Below are 16,390 nucleotides of genomic sequence, written 5' to 3'. Positions count from 1 at the left end.
ATGACTGACAGCGTAGACGTGTCAACAGTGGGTCCGGAAATCGCTCGTCCGGTATCCAATACGGGCGATGCAGAACGATCCTTCAAGCTCGGCCTGTCCGGCTGCGGAGGTGGCCTTGAATCGATTTCGACCTCCGAGATTCTCGATCTGGCCGAGAAGGTCGAGGCGCTGGGTTTCACCGGGGTCTGGCTCAACGAGGAGCACTTCCAGGGCAGCATTGTGGAGGTCGAGGGGCGACGCTGCCACTCCCCGCTGATCCTGGCGTCCGCGATCCTGGCGCGCACCAAACGGCTGCGCGTCGGCTTTTCCGTGCTGCTGGCGGCGCTGCACAATCCGGTCCGTCTTGCCGAGGAAATCGCGACCCTCGATGTGATCTCGGACGGACGCGTCGACCTCGGCATTTCCCGCGGCAACAACCCTCGTTATCTCAACGCCTACGGCGTCAAGCCGGAAGGCACCGCCGACCATTTCAAGGATATGCTGACATTCCTGCCTCGCGCCTGGGCGACCGGCACGCTTCCATTCGGCGATGCCGTTCACTCGATCGAGCCGAAGCCGGTCCAGACACCGCACCCGCCGATCTATGTCGGCACCAACACCAACGAGACCGCCGCATGGGCGACGCAGAACGGGCACAAGATCATCTGCCACGGCATCATCAGCATGCCGAACCAGCGCCGGCTGATGCGCGCTTATGTCGACGCCGGCGGCGATCCGGCCGGCGTTCCGTTCGGACGCTTCGTCTATGTCAGCGAGACCGATGCGTCGGCGCGCAAGGAATTGTGGCCGACCGTCGAGAAGCTGACCACACGGCTAAGGGGCTTCGGCCTGTTCAGGCGCGAGGGCGTGATCGATGAAGCGCGTCTCGAACCCGAGAACTTCTACCGTGACATGGTGATCGCCGGCTCGCCGGAGACCTGCGCCGAGAAGTTCATGGCGTTGCATGATGAACTCGGCGTGACCTATCTCAACGCGCTCTCCGCATTCTTCGGCTTCCTGCCGCTGCCGCTGCTCGAGCGTTCGCTGAACCTGATGGGGACAGTGCTGCGGCCCCGTCTTGAAAAGGCACTGGCGGCCGCCTGATCCGGCACAGGGGATCGGAACAGCGCGCCCCGCATTACCCGCGCGGCGCGCCGTTTCATCAGAATTTCATCGAGAGCGACCCCACCACCGTCCGTGGCGCGCCGGCGTAGTAGTTGGCGCCCGCACTGAGGTCCGTGTCGTTCGGCGAGATTTCCGAGATATAGCGGCGGTCGAAGATGTTGAGCACCGAGATGCTCGCCTTCACCGATTCGATGCCGAGGTGCGTGCCAAGATCATAAGACGCCGTGAAGTCCGCCACCGCGTATCCCGGAACGCGTTGCGTATTCGCCGCGTCACCGTAACGCGGGCCGATGTAGCGAACGATCGGCGAGACGGAGAGACCGGCCCACTGATAGGTAACGCCGCCCTTGACCATGATCTGCGGCGTGTTGGGAATTTGCTTGCCCTTGGTTGCCAGGGTCGCGCCACCACTGAGCGTCGGCGTATCGGAATCGAAAGTCTCTGAAGCCCATGTGCCGGTGCCGAACACCGCGAGGTAAGTGTTCAGCGCATATGACGCCTCGAGCTCGGCACCATATTCGGTGCTCGAACCTGTGCCCTGGTAATAGGCGATGTTCGGGCCGATCGCCGGATCAACGATCTTGACCTGCTTGTTCTGGTGCTTGGCGTAGAAGACGCCCGGCACGATGGTCAGGCCGTCGTTGCTGTAGCGCAGCGAGGCGTCGAACTGATCGGCGATCTCCGGCCGCACCTTGTCCACCAGCGTCTGCAGCGTATAGCCCTTCCCGAGGAAGGCCATACGGTTGGAGATATAGTTGCTTGCCTGCGGACCCCAGTCCGGGCGTCCGAACCTGCGGCCGTAGGAAACATTGGCGCTCAGGACCGAGTTGAGATCCTGCCGGATGGCGATGTTAGGCAGCCATGCAGTGTAGTCGCGAGCCTGCACGGTTGCGTCCGGATAGATCGCCGGATTGGTCGCCAGCGCTTGATCGTAGGTGCCGTTGGGAATGCCCGCCGTGTTATAATACTGCATGTGTGGGGCGCCCAGGATCATGTAGCGCAGGCCAGCGGTCACGAAGGTGTCGCCGAACTTTTGCGAGACCTGGAAGTACGGACTGTTGACCGTGAAATCGTCGATTTTCGCGAGGCTCTGCCAGTTGGCGAAAACCAGATTACCGGCATTGACGGTGAAACGGCGCTGGTCCGTGGGCGGCGGCGGCGGCTGCATCGACTGCCACCAATAGCCGGCGACCACGTCCGTCCCCGTCGCGAACTTGCCTGTGTATTCGAAGACGTTACCGATGTTCTGGTTCTGTTGACGCCAGATCTGCACCTGATTGCCCGCAGCCGAATAGCTGTAGCCGTTGTTGTTCCAGAAATACGGTTTGATCAACAGATGCTGGCCGGGCCCGAAATTGTAATCCACCTTGCCAAGGACCGCGAAGTCCTCGGCGGTGACGCGGTTGAACTTGTAATAGTTCACATCGGTCGCAGGAACGCCCGTCAGCGTCGTGTTGTAGTCGAACTTGTAGTTGCGGCCGATATCCTGTGCCTGGGCGTAGCTCAGCCCGCGGTAGGTGTTGCCGTCGAACTTGTTGTAGACGGCGTTGACGTCCACCGTGATGCGTTCGCCGATCGCCTGATTGATGCCGAAGGTAAGGTTCTGGCGTTCGTTATCGCCCGCGCCTTTCCATTTATCGGCATCAATGTTCGAGCCGGAGACGAACGCCCTGGTGCCGGTGTCCTTCAGCAGGCCAGTGTCGACGCGCAGGAACGTCTTGTAGAAATTGTCGGAGCCGAACGCCTGCCGCCCTGTGACACCGGCCTTGTCCTGCGGGCCGAGAATGAGCTGGTTGATGACGCCGGACGCATTCGAAAGACCAAGACTCTGATCCGACGGCACGGCACCGCGATAGACGTCGATCCTGCGGATGTTTTCCAGGTCGTAAAGATCGGTGCCGCCGACGATGCCCGCCAGCGGCAATCCTTCGATATTTTTCGAGAGATGGAAGTCGCCCTTGCCGCGAATGCTGATATTGCGGGTCGGGCTGAGACCGTACGGATCAGGGCTTTCAACCAGCACCGAAGGCACCATGGTCAATGCCTGATAGAAACTGGTCTGAGCGGGGCCGCCAAGAATGGCGATGCCGTTCTGCGTCACGCTGCTGGAGCCGGCCGGCCTGGGCGCGGTGCTGAGAATCTGGTTTTGCGGCGCCAGCACCCCGACGGGCTGTTGTTGCTGCTGCGGCAGCGCAGGTTGCTGATTTTGCGGCGCAGCCTGGCGCGAGCGTCGCGCAGTCCTTCCCCGTGTATTTCTTGTCCCATTCGGCCGCACATTTTTCGGTTGACCATCGTCGGTCACGGTCACCGGCGGAAGTTTCTTTGAACTTTGTGAATCCTGCGCCGCCGCCAGAGTGCCATACGACCCGCTGCTGAGCAGGACACCGATGAACAATATCCTCTTCACGATTTCCCCCATGTCACGCGCAACGACGCGCAATGCGTCGCTTCGCTCGCAATATTTGTGAAAAGCTGCTGTACCCCCCGGTACAGTCACCCGCCCCCGGTACGATCCGCGGATTTCATCCGACGCGACCGTTTCCCGCGCACCAAGCACGCGACTCCCGACCGGAAAGCGGGAGGGTCTGAAGCATCGTGACACGAATACTTCAAATCGTTATGTTTACTTGGATATCGCGTATAGAATGGAACTCTCGGCGTCAAGCAGCGCTCATGCAAGTCAGGCTTAAACCGTGCAAAATTTCATTCGTGGATAGGGAGATCCTGTTTTGGCTCAACGTGGGATGGGCTCACGGATAACAACTACACTTTTCACGTGCGTTGCAGCGCTCGTGATCGAGACGGCGTCCGCATGGGCCGACCGCACCATCACGGACATGGCCGGCCGCAGCGTGGTCATCGCCGATCGCGTGACGCGGGTGGCGACAATCGGTCCTGTCCCGGTACTCAACAGCTTCGTGTTCGCGCTTGGCGAGGCAAAATCGATCGTCAACGGCCTGCCGCCCAACCTGTCAGGTCCGCGCTGGCGCCTGCAATACATGGTCGATCCCGATATCGCCCGGCGACCGGTACTGCAGGGCGGCGGCGGCGCCCCGCTTGTCGAAGGCCTTGTCGAGACGAAGCCTGATGTCGTCCTAACGATGGACCGCCAGACCATCGATCTCGTGGCCCGCGCCCATACACCCGCAGTATTCCTGGCGTGGCGGCAGCCGGAAGATGTGAAGGCGGTGATGCATCTGCTTGGCCAGATCTACGATAAGGCCGAGGCGGCACAAGCCTATTGCAACTACTTCGATGCCACGCTTGGCAACATCACCGCGCGGCTGGCACGGCAGCCGGCGCAACGACCACGCGTGCTCTATGCCAACCTCAAGCGCATGACCCAGCCGCATCTCATCGCCGAGTGGTGGATCGCCAGGGCCGGCGGCCGCAGCGTCACGGACGGCGAACGTTCGACCGAGGCGCTGACCTTCACCCGCGAGCAGCTTCTGGCATGGGACCCGGAAGTGATGATCCTCAGTAGCGCAGCCGAGGTTGCCGAAGCCTACGCCGATCCGCGCCTCGGCACGGTCTCAGCCATTCGCAACCGCCGCGTCGCAGCCATTCCGACCGGCGTGCACCTGTGGGGCAACCGCACCGTCGAGGAGCCGTTGACCGTGTTGTGGGCCGCACACCTCATCCATCCCGATCTGTTCAAGGATTGGGATATCCGCGACGAAGTTGCGGCATTCTATGCGGCATTTTTCAAGACACCGCTGACCAAACAACAGGTCGAGAATATCCTGAGCGGCCGCCCCTGAGCGACACTGACGCGCCAGTCCGCTTACGCCCGTGTCGACGGCGCCCTTTCCATTGCCGGGACGATCACCATCCGGCCCTCGGCACTCGTCAACGTCGAGACCTCAACGCCGTAGAGCGCGCGAATGAGCGATGGCGTGATGATTTCTGTCGGCGGACCGTCCGCCATGATCGCGCCGTCGCGCAGCACGGCGATGCGTGTCGCGGCCTGGACCGCGTGCTCCGGATTGTGGGTGCTCATCAGGATTGTGCGGCCGCCGCCAGCGAGGTCGACCAGATGCTGCAGCAGCCGGACCTGATAGCCATAATCGAGCCCCGTCATCGGCTCGTCCATGACGAGAATGCGGGCGCCTTGCACGAGCGCGCGGGCGATCAAAGTGAGTTGCCGCTCGCCACCTGAGATTTCGGTATAGGGACGCGCCGCAAGATGCGTGATCGCCAGCCGCTCCAGCACGTCGTCCACGACCCGATGGTCGGCGGCCTGCGGAGCGCGGAAAATGCCTGTCTCGGCAAGGCGGCCGAGCAGCACCACATCGTGCACTTTGTAGGGAAACGGCGCGACGTGCGCTTGCGGCACATAGGCGATACGCTGAGCCAGCGCCCGGCGAGAGAACTCCGAAAGCGGCCTGTCGTTGAGCCGGACTTCCCCCCGCTCGGGTTTGAGAAAGCCCAGCATGATACGAAACAACGTACTCTTGCCGGCGCCGTTAGCTCCGAGCAACGCAACGATCTCGCCCGAACGGAGGCGGATGGTGATGTCGTCCAGAATAATGCGCGAGCCGCGCGGGAAATGCACACCCCGCGCCTCGAGACATTCGCTGGCGACGACAGCCGTCATCATGTCCAGCCTTGCCGGGCCCGATGCAGAACGATGATGAAGGCCGGGATGCCGATCAGTTCAGTGAGAATCCCGATGGGAATTTCGGATCGCGTGATGCTGCGCGAAAGACAATCGGCCGCGATCAGAAAAATGGCGCCGGAAAACGCGCTGGCGGGGAGCAGCCGTGCATTGCCTGGCCCGAGTACGAGACGCACCACATGCGGAACCACGAGACCGACCCACCCGATCATGCCGGCGAGCGACACCGATAGAGCGGAGACCAGCGTCGCGGCACCGATCACGCCATAGCGCACCTGCTGCGCCGGCACGCCGAGCGCGCGCGCCTCATCGTCCCCCATCGACAGCGCATCGAGCGCGCGGCCGAACATCGCAAGCACCATGAGGCCGCCGGCGACCGGAATCGCGGCCCAGCGAATCTGGGTCATATCGAGGCCACCCAGACTGCCCATCAGCCAGTACACGATGGCCGGCAACTGCTCATAGGGGTCGGCTGTGTATTTGACGATCGAAAGCGCCGAGGTGAAAAGCGCGGCGGAAATCATGCCGCCGAGCACCAGCATGATCATCGAACCACGGCCGAACATGTTGGCGATCAGAAGTCCGATGCCGACCGCGACAAGCCCCATCGCAAAGGCCGAGAGCTGGATCAACGCCCAGTTGCCGGACAGCAGGATGCCCAAAGCCGCGCCGAAGCTCGCGCCGCCGAGGACACCGAGAATTCCCGGCGAAACCAGCGGATTGCGAAACACCGCTTGAAATGCAGCGCCGGATGACGCGAGAGCGGCCCCAACCAGCGCCGCGCCGAGAATCCGCGGCAGGCGGATTTCCACGATGATATTGTGAAGCAGCTGATAGCGATCCGGCGCCATCGGCCTCACGCCGGCCATGGCTTGAAAGAACGCAGCGATGTCGCCAATCCCAAGCGGGTAGCGACCGATCGAAAGGGCAAACAGGATCGCGCCGACCAACAGCAGAGGCAAAAAGATCAGACGCGCCATACGTACTTGCTTTTCCGTCGATCCGCCGGGCTGAACAGGCCGGCAGGGTTGCCTGCGATACTGAATCGACCGTTATCACAATATAAACATAACGTCGACCGCGACGGCATTGTCGAAATCGAAGGCGATCTGAAACTCGCGCTGGAAAGAGGACGGTGATCGTGGCGCGATGGAAACTCTGCCGTCTGCAACAATGGGCGCATTTGTCGCACCGCACGCAAGCGCGCGCAGCGCTGTAAAAACAGACGGCATTTCTCAACCGTAGGTTTTATCCGCAATGATTCGAGCAGGCCGCCGCGCGGGAAGGTTCGGCCACAACATGCCCAATCGATCCGCTTCGTCATGCACCGTGAAGCGACAGCGACCGAAGCTCAAATAGCTGCATTTTATCAGCACCGACGCAGTCTCGATCGTTCATCAATGGCGTTTCGATGCAAATCGGACATGCGAGATGTTCTCGCCGGCATTTCCCCTTTGAACGAATAAAATTGTCGCAACCTACAAGCGACCAAGATTTTCGTCAGTGAGAACACTCGTCCTGCAGCGATGCTTGACACTGCAGAAATCCCTCCATATGAGCCGTGATATTAGAATATATATAGCGTCCGCCGATAGCGAAGCGGCGTCTCCTGGAGGTCCGATCGTGAAGAGCACTCTGCTTGTTGGTGTCCTGTTCGGCAGCGCATCGTATGGTACGTTGGCGCTGGCGCAGGATGCGGGACAGCTTCCCACGATCACCATCACCGCAGAAAAGCCGAGAACCAATCAGCAGCAAAGCACGACACGGACTGCACGCGGACCCCGGAGCGTGACGCGAAGCGCGCGTCAGGCTGCGCCGCAGAACTCGCCCTCGCCGCCGGTTGCGTTACCTTACGGCGGCGGCGATTCCGGCCCCAGCGGGTTTAACCCGAAAGGCGCCGAAGTCGGCCCGCTGAAGCGGCGCGCCCTGCTCGATACGCCTCTGTCGATCAACGTTATGGACAGGACATTCATCGAGAACCGGGGCGCCACCAGCCTGCCGGATCTTCTGAAATACATACCGTCAGCGCAGATGGAAGCGCGGGGCGGCCCGGACGTCGGCCGACCGCAAACCCGCGGCATGCAGGGCAACGTCGTCTCCAACAGTCATCTCGACGGGATGAATATCGTGGCCACGACTGCTCAACCGATCGAAATGATTGAGCGCCTTGAGGTCATCAGCGGACTGACCGGCGCCTTCTATGGCCCCGCCAGCCCCGCGGGCATGTTCAACTTTATCCAGAAGCGGCCGACCGACAGCTTCTTCAATCGCATCACTGGCGGGTATTCCACGGATTCAATTGGGCTTGTCCACGGGGACTTCGGCGGCCGCGTCGGCGCCGACAAGGCATTCGGCTATCGCATCAATCTGCTCAAGGAGAGAGGCGACGGCTACGTCAAGAACAGCAACCTCGATCGCGATCTGGTTTCCGGCGCGTTCGATCTGCACGTCACCGACAAGACCGTGATTGAGCTCAATGCCAGCCGCTATAATTTCAGGACGTTCGGTTATCCGGCGGGTTTCGGTTACGGCAATGCGATTCGCCTGCCGGACGCGCCGGATCCCACGCGGGTCGGTTATGGCCAGTCTTTCAGCGGGTCGGAACTGGAGACAACGACCTACGGCGGCCGGATAAAGCACGAGTTCAACGAGAACTGGAGCTTCACCGGCGGCATGCTCCATCAGACCGCGGACCGCTTGTTCACGACGGTCTCCAATACAATGCTCGACAATGCCGGAAACTACAGGACGTCCCTGTCGCCTTCGACTGCGGCGGGTCGCTTTGAGGTGCTCAGCAACACGGCGAACTTGAACGGGACGGTGTTCACCGGCGACATCAGGCATGAGCTGGTGATCGGAACCACAGGCTACACCTGGGACATCTATTCGGCACTGAACTCGTCGCCGACCATCAATTTCGGTACCGCCAATATCGCCAACCCCGTGCAGTGGCCGGCTCCCGTTGGACTTATCCAGGACGGTCTGCGCTACAAGGGATCGAGCAATAGCCAGCAGGTCGCGATTATCGGCGACACGATCACCTTCAACTCGTACTGGTCGGCGATGCTGGTCGGCAGCTACAACTGGATCGATACGCAGAACTACAACAAGCTCGGTGCTGTCACTAGCACCTACGAGGCAGAGGGTTTCAGCCCGACCGTAGCGATCATGTTCAAGCCGGTGTCGAACGTCACGACCTACGTCGCCTATGCGAACAGCCTCGAACAGGGCGGCTCTGCGCCAACCGGCAGTCTCAATGAGGGCGAGACCCTCGCGCCTTATCGCAGCAAGCAGCTTGAGGCCGGCATCAAGGCGAATTTCGGCAATGTCAACGCCACCTTCGCTGCGTTTAAGATCGAGCGCCCGTTCGCATTCGCCGGCTCCGACAACATCTACAAAATCCAGGGCATGCAGGAGAACAAGGGGCTCGAGTTCGGCCTTTACGGCGAGGTGTTCCGTAACTTCAACGTCTATGGCGGTTTGACGCTGCTCGATCCGCGGCTGAAGGATACGGGGGTTCCGGCGACCAGCAATACCAAGGTGGTCGGCGTCCCCGATACGCAGGCGAACCTTTTGATGGAGTATTTCATCGAACGGTTTCCCGGCCTCGTTTTCAGCGCCAACGTGCACTACACTGGCGAGCGCGCGGGTAACAACATCAACTCGTTCATGGTCAAGGGCTTCACCACCCTTGATCTCGGTGCGCGCTACAGCATGGTTTTGCCGGATCAGAACATCGCGACGTTCCGCATATTTGCTAACAACATCACCAATGAGCACTACTGGCTCTCGATCTTTCCGGGCAGCATCAATGGCGTGGTCGGGTCGAACACCGCCTTTCTCGGCGCGCCACGCGAAGTGAAAGTTTCGGCTTCGGTGACGTTCTGAGCGGGCCGCTATGGCGAACGGCCTGATCGACTGGGATCTGCTCGACGCGCTGTCGACATCGCCTGCGATGTCGCAGCCGGCGATGTGGGACGCGTTCGCCGCACGATACAACGGTTACGCTGCGCTTCAGGAGGATTACACCCGCCTGCAGGTCGATGCGATGAAGATCGGTCCCGGCGATAGCGTCGCCGACGTCGGCGCCGGACCGGGGCGGATTACGTTGCAGGCTGCGCAAGGGGCGGGTGCAGTGACGGCAATCGACGTCTCGCGCGAGATGCTCGGTCATCTCGAGGCCAATGTCGTGGCGCGCGGCCTCCGCAACGTCAGCACGATTCACCTGTCGTGGGATGAAGTGGTTCCTGGTGAGAACGTGCCTCTGCACGACATCGTTGTCGCCTCGCGTTCGCCGGCGATGCGCGATCTGAAAAAGCTCGATGCGCTCGCCCGTAAATATGTGTTCGTGATGACATTCTGCGGGCCGAGCCTCAAAAGCTTTCACGATGCACTGGTTGCCGGTATCGAGCCCGAGCCGCCGCGCGGCGGTGGCTATCGTCCGGCGATGGCAGGTCACGCGCTTGTCTTCAATCGTCTGATCGACATGGGTATCGAAGCCAATGTCGGCTATCTGCCGGACGGCTTTTCGGCAAGCTGGCGCGATTGGGACACCCTCCTCGCTCACTTCGCCTGGCTCGATATTCCGCCCGATCGCGTCGACCGTTTCCGCAAGAACATCGAGCCGTATCTGACCCAGGATGGGAGCGGACTTCACCTGCGGATGGAGACGCGCACGGTTGTCGTCTGGTGGAAAAAAGATGCCCGCCTGCCGGACGCCGGCCCGTCCGCGCGATAAGCACCGTTGCGTAGCGGAGAACAATCCATGCGTATCCGGACATTGCTGGCCGCTCTGCTTGGCTTCTGTGTGGTTGTCGCCCCCGCGACGGCAGACCAGAACCCGCCCCGCCGCGATGTCGTTTATTATGGCGACCGTCACCTCAACCTGCCGCAAACGGTGACGCGGGTTGCGACGACATGGGAGGCGCAGAATGCGGTGATTGCCATGCTTGGATATGGCGACCGGATCGTTGCCACCACGCGCATCGCGAGGTCGATGCCGGTGTTCCGCAAGTTCGTGCCGAGCATCGCCAATGCCTCGCTGGCAGGAACGGGTGGCTCTGCGGGCGTCAACGTCGAGGAAATGCTGGCGCTGCGGCCGGATATCCTGTTCGTGACGGACATGCTTCCTCCGGCGAAAAAGGAGCAACTGGCGCAGGCGGGGATCGCCGTTGCGGCTTTCCACACCAATTCGATCGACGCCATCATCGAACGCACGCTGATCACAGGCGAGATTTTCGGCGGTGAGGCTTATGATATCGCGAGGCGCTATGCCGCCTATTTCGAGAACAACCGTCGCCGTGTACGTGAGCGGTTGGAGAAAATCCCGCAGGCAGCGCGGCTGAAAGTATATCTCGCCTCAGGCACACCGCTGTCCACCTCGGGCCGTCCATCGCTCAATCAGGATTGGATGGATCTCGGCGGCGCGATAAATGTCGCGGAAAACTGGTTCCGGGATCGGCCCAACGCGTCCGGCACGGCGCTTCTGGAAAACGTCGTGGCGAGTGATCCGGATGTCATCATCACTTTGCGTGCGCGCGATGTCCAGGCGATCCGCAACAGCACCCAATGGAGCATGATCAAAGCCGTGCGCGACGGGCGCGTCTATGCCAATCCGCGCGGCATGTTCTGGTGGTGTCGCGAGACGTCGGAGGAGGCGTTGCAGTTCCTGTGGGTTGCGAAGTTGCTTTATCCCGACGTTTTCGCCGATATCGACATGGTCGTAGAAACACGCGCCTTCTACAAGGATTTCTACCGCATCGATTTGTCCGACGACGAGGTCAGGGAGTTCCTGTCACCCTCCGAATGAACGGAGCACAGACGGAGAGGCGGTAGAAATCCGGCGGGGCGGACACGCAATATAGCTCTGATTGCCGGTGCCTGCACCCCGCGAGGATGAGCGCAGAGGATCAGCACAAGATCGTATCGATCCAACGACGCCAGCCGAAATTGACGCTCGGCTGGCTGCAGGAGGGATACCCTTCCGGCAGTCCCCCCAGGGTGGATTATGAGCGTGGTCGCTTCATTCCCCGCAGAGGCGGTTGCCTGCCGTGTAAGTTGGCCACCCTGACCGGCGCTTTTCTATCCGTTCACCACCGCTTCGAGCGCCATGCCATCATTCGGATCGTGGACGACCGCCCGCCCACGGGCTTCACGCCGGCATGGTGACAGCGTCCCCACCAGCAGATTCGGCCTGCCGGAGGCAACCTGTTGAAACCCGGTGGCTTGCCATCCACAGCGGGATGTCCAGAATTGTGGCAAAATTGCACCGTCTCCGGATAGAGTTGGTTCAGATAGTTCAACCTTGTGTTTGATCTACCAAGCTGGGCCGAGACCGCGTATCTTGTGCGCCGTCGGACAAGCCGGTTTCCGGGGGGCCGACGACTATTTCAATCCTGCGGAGACTTGGGAATGGCTAAGGGTACTGTGAAGTGGTTCAACCCGACCAAAGGCTACGGATTCATCCAGCCGGCTGGTGGCGGCAAGGATGTATTTGTCCATATTTCGGCCGTCGAAAAAGCGGGTCTTTCCACGCTCAACGAAGGTCAGACGGTTGAATTCGAGGAAGTTGCCAACCGCGGCAAAACCTCGGCCGAAAACCTCAAGGTTTGACGCGACGACGCGATCCTCCCGGGTAAGTCGCGTCCCGAAGATCGGGGCGCACTTCACGGCAAAACGACACCGGCTCCGCCGACGCAATCAGGTCTACGCCACCGTAGATTCGATCCGCCGGCGACGAAGATCGGCCAGCCAGGCCGGCGACTGCGCGGCATCGCGTCGATCAATTTTCCTTGATCCATCGATCCAGGGGCATGACGTCGGGCAGTTGCGCGTAACCCCGCGGCCACATGTCGACGACCCATTCCGCATGCGTGGCGCGCTCGACCAGCACCGCCGTATTGTGCGGGGTCTGCAACGCGAGCGCATTGCCGCGATAATGCGGATTCCCCACCGTGTGAAATTTAAGCAGTCTCCAGTCCTGCAGGACCAGCAACAGGCTGGTGACGTTACGCGTGGTGTCCCAGCAATCGAAGTTGTGGCTGTCGTCGCCGGCGCGGAAATCGGCCCGCGCCACCCGCTTGTCCGTTCCAAGCACCGGTCCCATGCGGCGATCGAACCAGACCACCGCTTTTTGGACGGCCCGGCGCTCCGCGGCAGCCGACGACCGGCCTGACGCCAGAATTCGTGTCAGCGCGCCGCGGTCGGCAGACGTGAAATCGAGAGACTCCCGGCGGCGGCAGACGAAGCCATAGCAGACCGTCATGGATTTCGCGCTCGGGGGATAGATCGAAACCGAGGTGTAAAGCTGCGCGATGCCGGGGCTGAGTTCAGCCGCCACGGCACGGCCGTCCACGGCTTGCGCCGCGAGCAGAGTCACCACCGCCGCAAACAACTGCGAGATACGGCACGCGCTCGATCCGCCGGTTCGCCGATTTGGAAAGCTCGCCATCACGCCTCATGCATTCGCGGGTACCATCGCCCCATTGGCTCCATGCCGGATCGAGCTTAGCTTGTTCAGTTGGAGAAAGGGTCGCGCGACCGCAACAGCATGTCAGATTCGTTCCGCACGCGGACGACCCCGCATGACTTCTCTCACGGCAGTTTTGCGGAAGGCCGAGGAATAGCCGATGTCATCCCAGCTTCCACCGCCGTTTTCGGCTCCCTTTGCAGCAGACGACAGGGCAATGGCGACGTGGTTGCTGGCCGAGGCGCAGCTAACGCCCGAACGCGAGGCGCGGATCGATCGCACCGCGCGCGGCCTGATCGACGCCATCCGGCGGAACGACGATCCGCTTGGCGGCGTCGAAGACATGCTGCGCGAGTTTTCACTGTCGACCAAGGAAGGCCTCGCGCTGATGGTACTCGCCGAGGCGCTGCTGCGCGTGCCCGATGTCGAAACGGCGGACCGGTTCATCGAAGACAAGCTCGGGCAAGGCGACTTCATCCATCACGAGACCCGGTCAAGCGCGTTCCTCGTCAACGCATCCGCATGGGCACTCGGGCTGTCAGCGCTCGTCATCCAGCCGGGCGAGACGCCGCAAGGAACCATCGGTCGGCTGGCGAAGCGGATCGGCATTCCGGCGGTACGAGCGGCGACGCGACAGGCGATGCGGCTGATGGGCAACCATTTCGTGCTCGGCGAGACCATCGAGGCGGCGCTGGCGCGCGCGCACGCGCATTCGGCCGGTCACGCCCGCTACTCCTTCGACATGCTCGGGGAAGGCGCACGCACCAGAGCGGATGCAGAGCGCTACTTCAACTCCTACGCCGCCGCGATTCAGGCGATCGGCCAGCGCGCCGGCGACAACCCCCTGCCCGACCGCCCCGGCATTTCGGTCAAGCTGTCGGCGCTGCATCCTCGCTTCGAGGCGGTGAGCCGGCAGCGTGTGATGGCGGAACTGGTGCCGCGCGTCGTCGATCTCGCCGCGCGCGCCAAGGCGCGCGATCTCAACTTCACGGTCGATGCGGAGGAAGCCGACCGGCTGGAATTGTCGCTCGACGTGATCGCCGCTGTCGCCGCGGCTACCTCGCTCTCCGGCTGGAGCGGCTTCGGCCTCGCCATCCAGGCCTATCAGAAGCGCGCCTCGGCGGTGATCGACTATATCGACGATCTCGCGCGACGCCTGAACCGGCGGATGATGGTCCGCCTGGTGAAGGGTGCGTACTGGGACGCCGAGATCAAGCGGGCGCAGGAACGCGGGCTCGACGGCTATCCCGTGTTCACCCGCAAGGCGATGACCGACCTGAACTACATCGCCTGCGCGAAGAAACTGCTGACGCTGCGGCCGCGGATTTTTCCCCAATTCGCGACCCATAACGCCCTCACCGTGGCCACGCTTCTTGAACTGACCGAGAGCGACGAGGGATACGAATTCCAGCGCCTGCACGGCATGGGCGAAGCACTTTACGCGCAACTCGCGAAGGGTCACCCGGGCATCGCCTGTCGCATCTATGCGCCGGTCGGCAGTCACCGCGACCTGCTTGCTTATCTCGTGCGGCGCCTGCTCGAAAACGGCGCCAACTCGTCCTTCGTCGCGATGGCGTCCGATCCCGGTGTGCCGGCGGAGGTGCTGCTTCGCCGGCCCTCCGAGATCGTCGGCAACTCCGACGGCGCGACGAATGCGACGATCCCGCTGCCGCGTGATCTGTATCAGCCCGCGCGCGTCAACTCGCGCGGGATCGAATTCGGCGAGCGCGCGGCGCTGAATCGGCTGGTTGCCGACGTCGCGGCGGAAAAAACGTCCACCGCTGCCGTGAAACGCGACGCGCCGGAGGACGTGAACCGCACGGTTGTAGCGGCGCGCGATGGTTTTCCCGCGTGGAGCCGCACGCCGGCTGCGGCAAGGGCAGCCACCCTGGAACGCGCAGCCGATTTGCTGGAGCATCGATCGGCGCATTTCATCGCGCTGCTGCAGCGGGAAGGCGGCAAGACGCTGGACGATTCTGTCTCGGAAGTGCGCGAGGCGGCAGACTTCTGCCGCTACTACGCCGCGGAGGGCCGCAAGCTGTTTGGCGACGCGCAGCCATTGCCCGGGCCGACCGGCGAGCGCAACACGCTGCAACTGCGCGGGCGCGGCGTTTTTGCCGCGATCTCGCCGTGGAATTTTCCGCTTGCGATCTTTACCGGACAAGTGACGGCGGCGCTGATGGCGGGAAACACGGTGGTCGCGAAACCCGCCGAGCAGACGCCGCTGGTCGCAACGGAGGCCGTGCGCCTGCTGCACCAGGCCGGCATTCCGCCAGCGGCGCTTCATCTGCTTCAGGGCGACGGTCCGACAGGGGCGGCGCTGGTCGCGCACCGCGACATCGCCGGTGTCGTCTTCACAGGTTCGACGGACGTGGCGCGGTCGATCAATCGCGCGCTCGCCGCAAAGGACGGCCCCATCGTGCCGCTGATCGCGGAAACCGGCGGCATCAACGCCATGATCGCAGACGCGACGGCGCTGCCCGAGCAGGTCGCCGACGATGTCGTGACCTCGGCGTTTCGCTCGGCCGGGCAGCGCTGCTCGGCGCTGCGGCTGCTGTTCGTGCAGGAGGACGTGGCCGATCGCATGATCGAAATGATCTCAGGCGCCGCGCGCGAACTGAAAATCGGCGACCCGTCCGATCCGGCCACCCATGTCGGCCCGGTGATCGACCGCGAGGCAAAGGAGCGGCTCGATGCGCATATCGCGCGCATGACGCGCGAGGCCCGCGTGCATTTTGCAGGTGTTGCTCCCCCGTCAGGCAATTTCGTAGCGCCGCACATCTTTGAGCTGGCGGACGCCCGTCAACTGACCGAGGAAGTGTTCGGACCCATCCTTCACGTCGTGCGCTATCGCGCGTCCGGGCTCGACGCCGTTCTACGCTCGATCGCCGATACCGGCTACGGCCTGACGCTCGGCATCCACTCGCGCATCGACGACACGGTGGAAGCGATCGTGGACCGTCTTGAAGTCGGCAACATCTACGTCAACCGCAACATGATCGGCGCAGTGGTGGGCGTGCAGCCGTTCGGCGGTCACGGCCTGTCGGGGACCGGACCCAAGGCGGGCGGCCCGCATTATCTCGCGCGCTTCGCGAGCGAACAGACCGTGACGGTGAATACCGCTGCCGCCGGCGGCAATGCCGCGTTGATGAGCGGAGAAGAGTAGTCAACATCCATAAAATCATAGAGCCCCGCTTCTG

Annotated in this window: 11 protein-coding genes; 7 read left to right on the top strand and 4 right to left on the bottom strand. The window is 62.3% G+C overall.

Annotated elements, in window-relative coordinates:
- The gene (locus tag ACS3WB_RS10725; protein ID WP_438275548.1) at positions 1 to 1,083 is read left to right on the top strand and encodes an LLM class flavin-dependent oxidoreductase; all 1,083 of its coding nucleotides are present in this window, start codon (positions 1 to 3) and stop codon (positions 1,081 to 1,083) included.
- Between the two features lie 58 nt (positions 1,084 to 1,141).
- Here ACS3WB_RS10725 and ACS3WB_RS10720 read toward each other — a convergent pair whose 3' ends face one another.
- Entirely contained in the window at positions 1,142 to 3,511 is a 2,370-nt protein-coding gene (locus tag ACS3WB_RS10720) for a TonB-dependent receptor (RefSeq protein WP_438275547.1), read from the bottom strand.
- Between the two features lie 385 nt (positions 3,512 to 3,896).
- On the opposite strand from ACS3WB_RS10720, the gene ACS3WB_RS10715 reads away from it, so the two are divergent.
- Positions 3,897 to 4,865 (top strand): ABC transporter substrate-binding protein, encoded by a 969-nt coding sequence (locus ACS3WB_RS10715; protein ID WP_438275546.1) that lies wholly within the window; start codon positions 3,897 to 3,899, stop codon positions 4,863 to 4,865.
- Positions 4,866 to 4,888: 23 nt separating this feature from the next.
- Here ACS3WB_RS10715 and ACS3WB_RS10710 read toward each other — a convergent pair whose 3' ends face one another.
- Together ACS3WB_RS10710 and ACS3WB_RS10705 are read right to left on the bottom strand one after the other, a co-directional pair.
- Entirely contained in the window at positions 4,889 to 5,704 is an 816-nt protein-coding gene (locus ACS3WB_RS10710) for an ABC transporter ATP-binding protein (protein ID WP_438275545.1), read from the bottom strand.
- Positions 5,701 to 6,702 (bottom strand): FecCD family ABC transporter permease, encoded by a 1,002-nt coding sequence (locus ACS3WB_RS10705; protein WP_438275544.1) that lies wholly within the window; start codon positions 6,700 to 6,702, stop codon positions 5,701 to 5,703. Before ACS3WB_RS10705 ends, ACS3WB_RS10710 begins: the two co-directional genes overlap by 4 nt.
- Before the next feature lie 643 nt (positions 6,703 to 7,345).
- Here ACS3WB_RS10705 and ACS3WB_RS10700 point away from each other — a divergent pair.
- The 4 genes from ACS3WB_RS10700 (at position 7,346) to ACS3WB_RS10685 (ending at position 12,334) form a co-directional block, all read left to right on the top strand.
- Entirely contained in the window at positions 7,346 to 9,610 is a 2,265-nt protein-coding gene (locus ACS3WB_RS10700; RefSeq protein WP_438275543.1) for a TonB-dependent receptor, read from the top strand.
- A gap of 10 nt (positions 9,611 to 9,620) precedes the next feature.
- Positions 9,621 to 10,460: a class I SAM-dependent methyltransferase gene (locus ACS3WB_RS10695; protein ID WP_438275542.1), complete on the top strand. Its 840-nt coding sequence runs from the start codon at positions 9,621 to 9,623 to the stop codon at positions 10,458 to 10,460.
- A 27-nt stretch (positions 10,461 to 10,487) separates the two neighbouring features.
- Positions 10,488 to 11,531, top strand: a complete 1,044-nt coding sequence (locus ACS3WB_RS10690; RefSeq protein WP_438275541.1) for an ABC transporter substrate-binding protein — start codon at positions 10,488 to 10,490, stop codon at positions 11,529 to 11,531.
- A gap of 602 nt (positions 11,532 to 12,133) precedes the next feature.
- Positions 12,134 to 12,334, top strand: coding sequence for a cold-shock protein (locus tag ACS3WB_RS10685; RefSeq protein ID WP_011511778.1), 201 nt, complete (start codon positions 12,134 to 12,136; stop codon positions 12,332 to 12,334).
- Between the two features lie 169 nt (positions 12,335 to 12,503).
- Here the strand turns inward: ACS3WB_RS10685 and ACS3WB_RS10680 are convergent, their stop codons facing one another.
- Positions 12,504 to 13,172, bottom strand: a complete 669-nt coding sequence (locus ACS3WB_RS10680) for a hypothetical protein (protein ID WP_438275540.1) — start codon at positions 13,170 to 13,172, stop codon at positions 12,504 to 12,506.
- A 178-nt stretch (positions 13,173 to 13,350) separates the two neighbouring features.
- Here ACS3WB_RS10680 and putA point away from each other — a divergent pair, with 178 nt between their 5' ends.
- Positions 13,351 to 16,356, top strand: a complete 3,006-nt coding sequence (gene putA / locus ACS3WB_RS10675; RefSeq protein WP_438275539.1) for a bifunctional proline dehydrogenase/L-glutamate gamma-semialdehyde dehydrogenase PutA — start codon at positions 13,351 to 13,353, stop codon at positions 16,354 to 16,356.
- Positions 16,357 to 16,390: the final 34 nt, after the last annotated feature.

The organism is Nitrobacter sp., assembly GCF_051535215.1.
Lineage (GTDB): Bacteria > Pseudomonadota > Alphaproteobacteria > Rhizobiales > Xanthobacteraceae > Nitrobacter.
Note: the sequence above shows the minus strand (reverse complement) of the source record. Positions and strands in the feature narration are given on the sequence as shown.

Bases quoted from the DNA above. Each gene is read 5' to 3' on its own strand.
- ACS3WB_RS10725 (WP_438275548.1), top strand. From the start codon at position 1: ATGACTGACAGCGTAGACGTGTCAACAGTGGGTCCGGAAATCGCTCGT.
- ACS3WB_RS10710 (WP_438275545.1), bottom strand. From the start codon at position 5,704: ATGATGACGGCTGTCGTCGCCAGCGAATGTCTCGAGGCGCGGGGTGTG.
- ACS3WB_RS10705 (WP_438275544.1), bottom strand. From the start codon at position 6,702: ATGGCGCGTCTGATCTTTTTGCCTCTGCTGTTGGTCGGCGCGATCCTG.
- ACS3WB_RS10695 (WP_438275542.1), top strand. From the start codon at position 9,621: ATGGCGAACGGCCTGATCGACTGGGATCTGCTCGACGCGCTGTCGACA.
- ACS3WB_RS10690 (WP_438275541.1), top strand. From the start codon at position 10,488: ATGCGTATCCGGACATTGCTGGCCGCTCTGCTTGGCTTCTGTGTGGTT.
- ACS3WB_RS10685 (WP_011511778.1), top strand. From the start codon at position 12,134: ATGGCTAAGGGTACTGTGAAGTGGTTCAACCCGACCAAAGGCTACGGA.
- ACS3WB_RS10680 (WP_438275540.1), bottom strand. From the start codon at position 13,172: ATGGCGAGCTTTCCAAATCGGCGAACCGGCGGATCGAGCGCGTGCCGT.
- putA (WP_438275539.1), top strand. From the start codon at position 13,351: ATGTCATCCCAGCTTCCACCGCCGTTTTCGGCTCCCTTTGCAGCAGAC.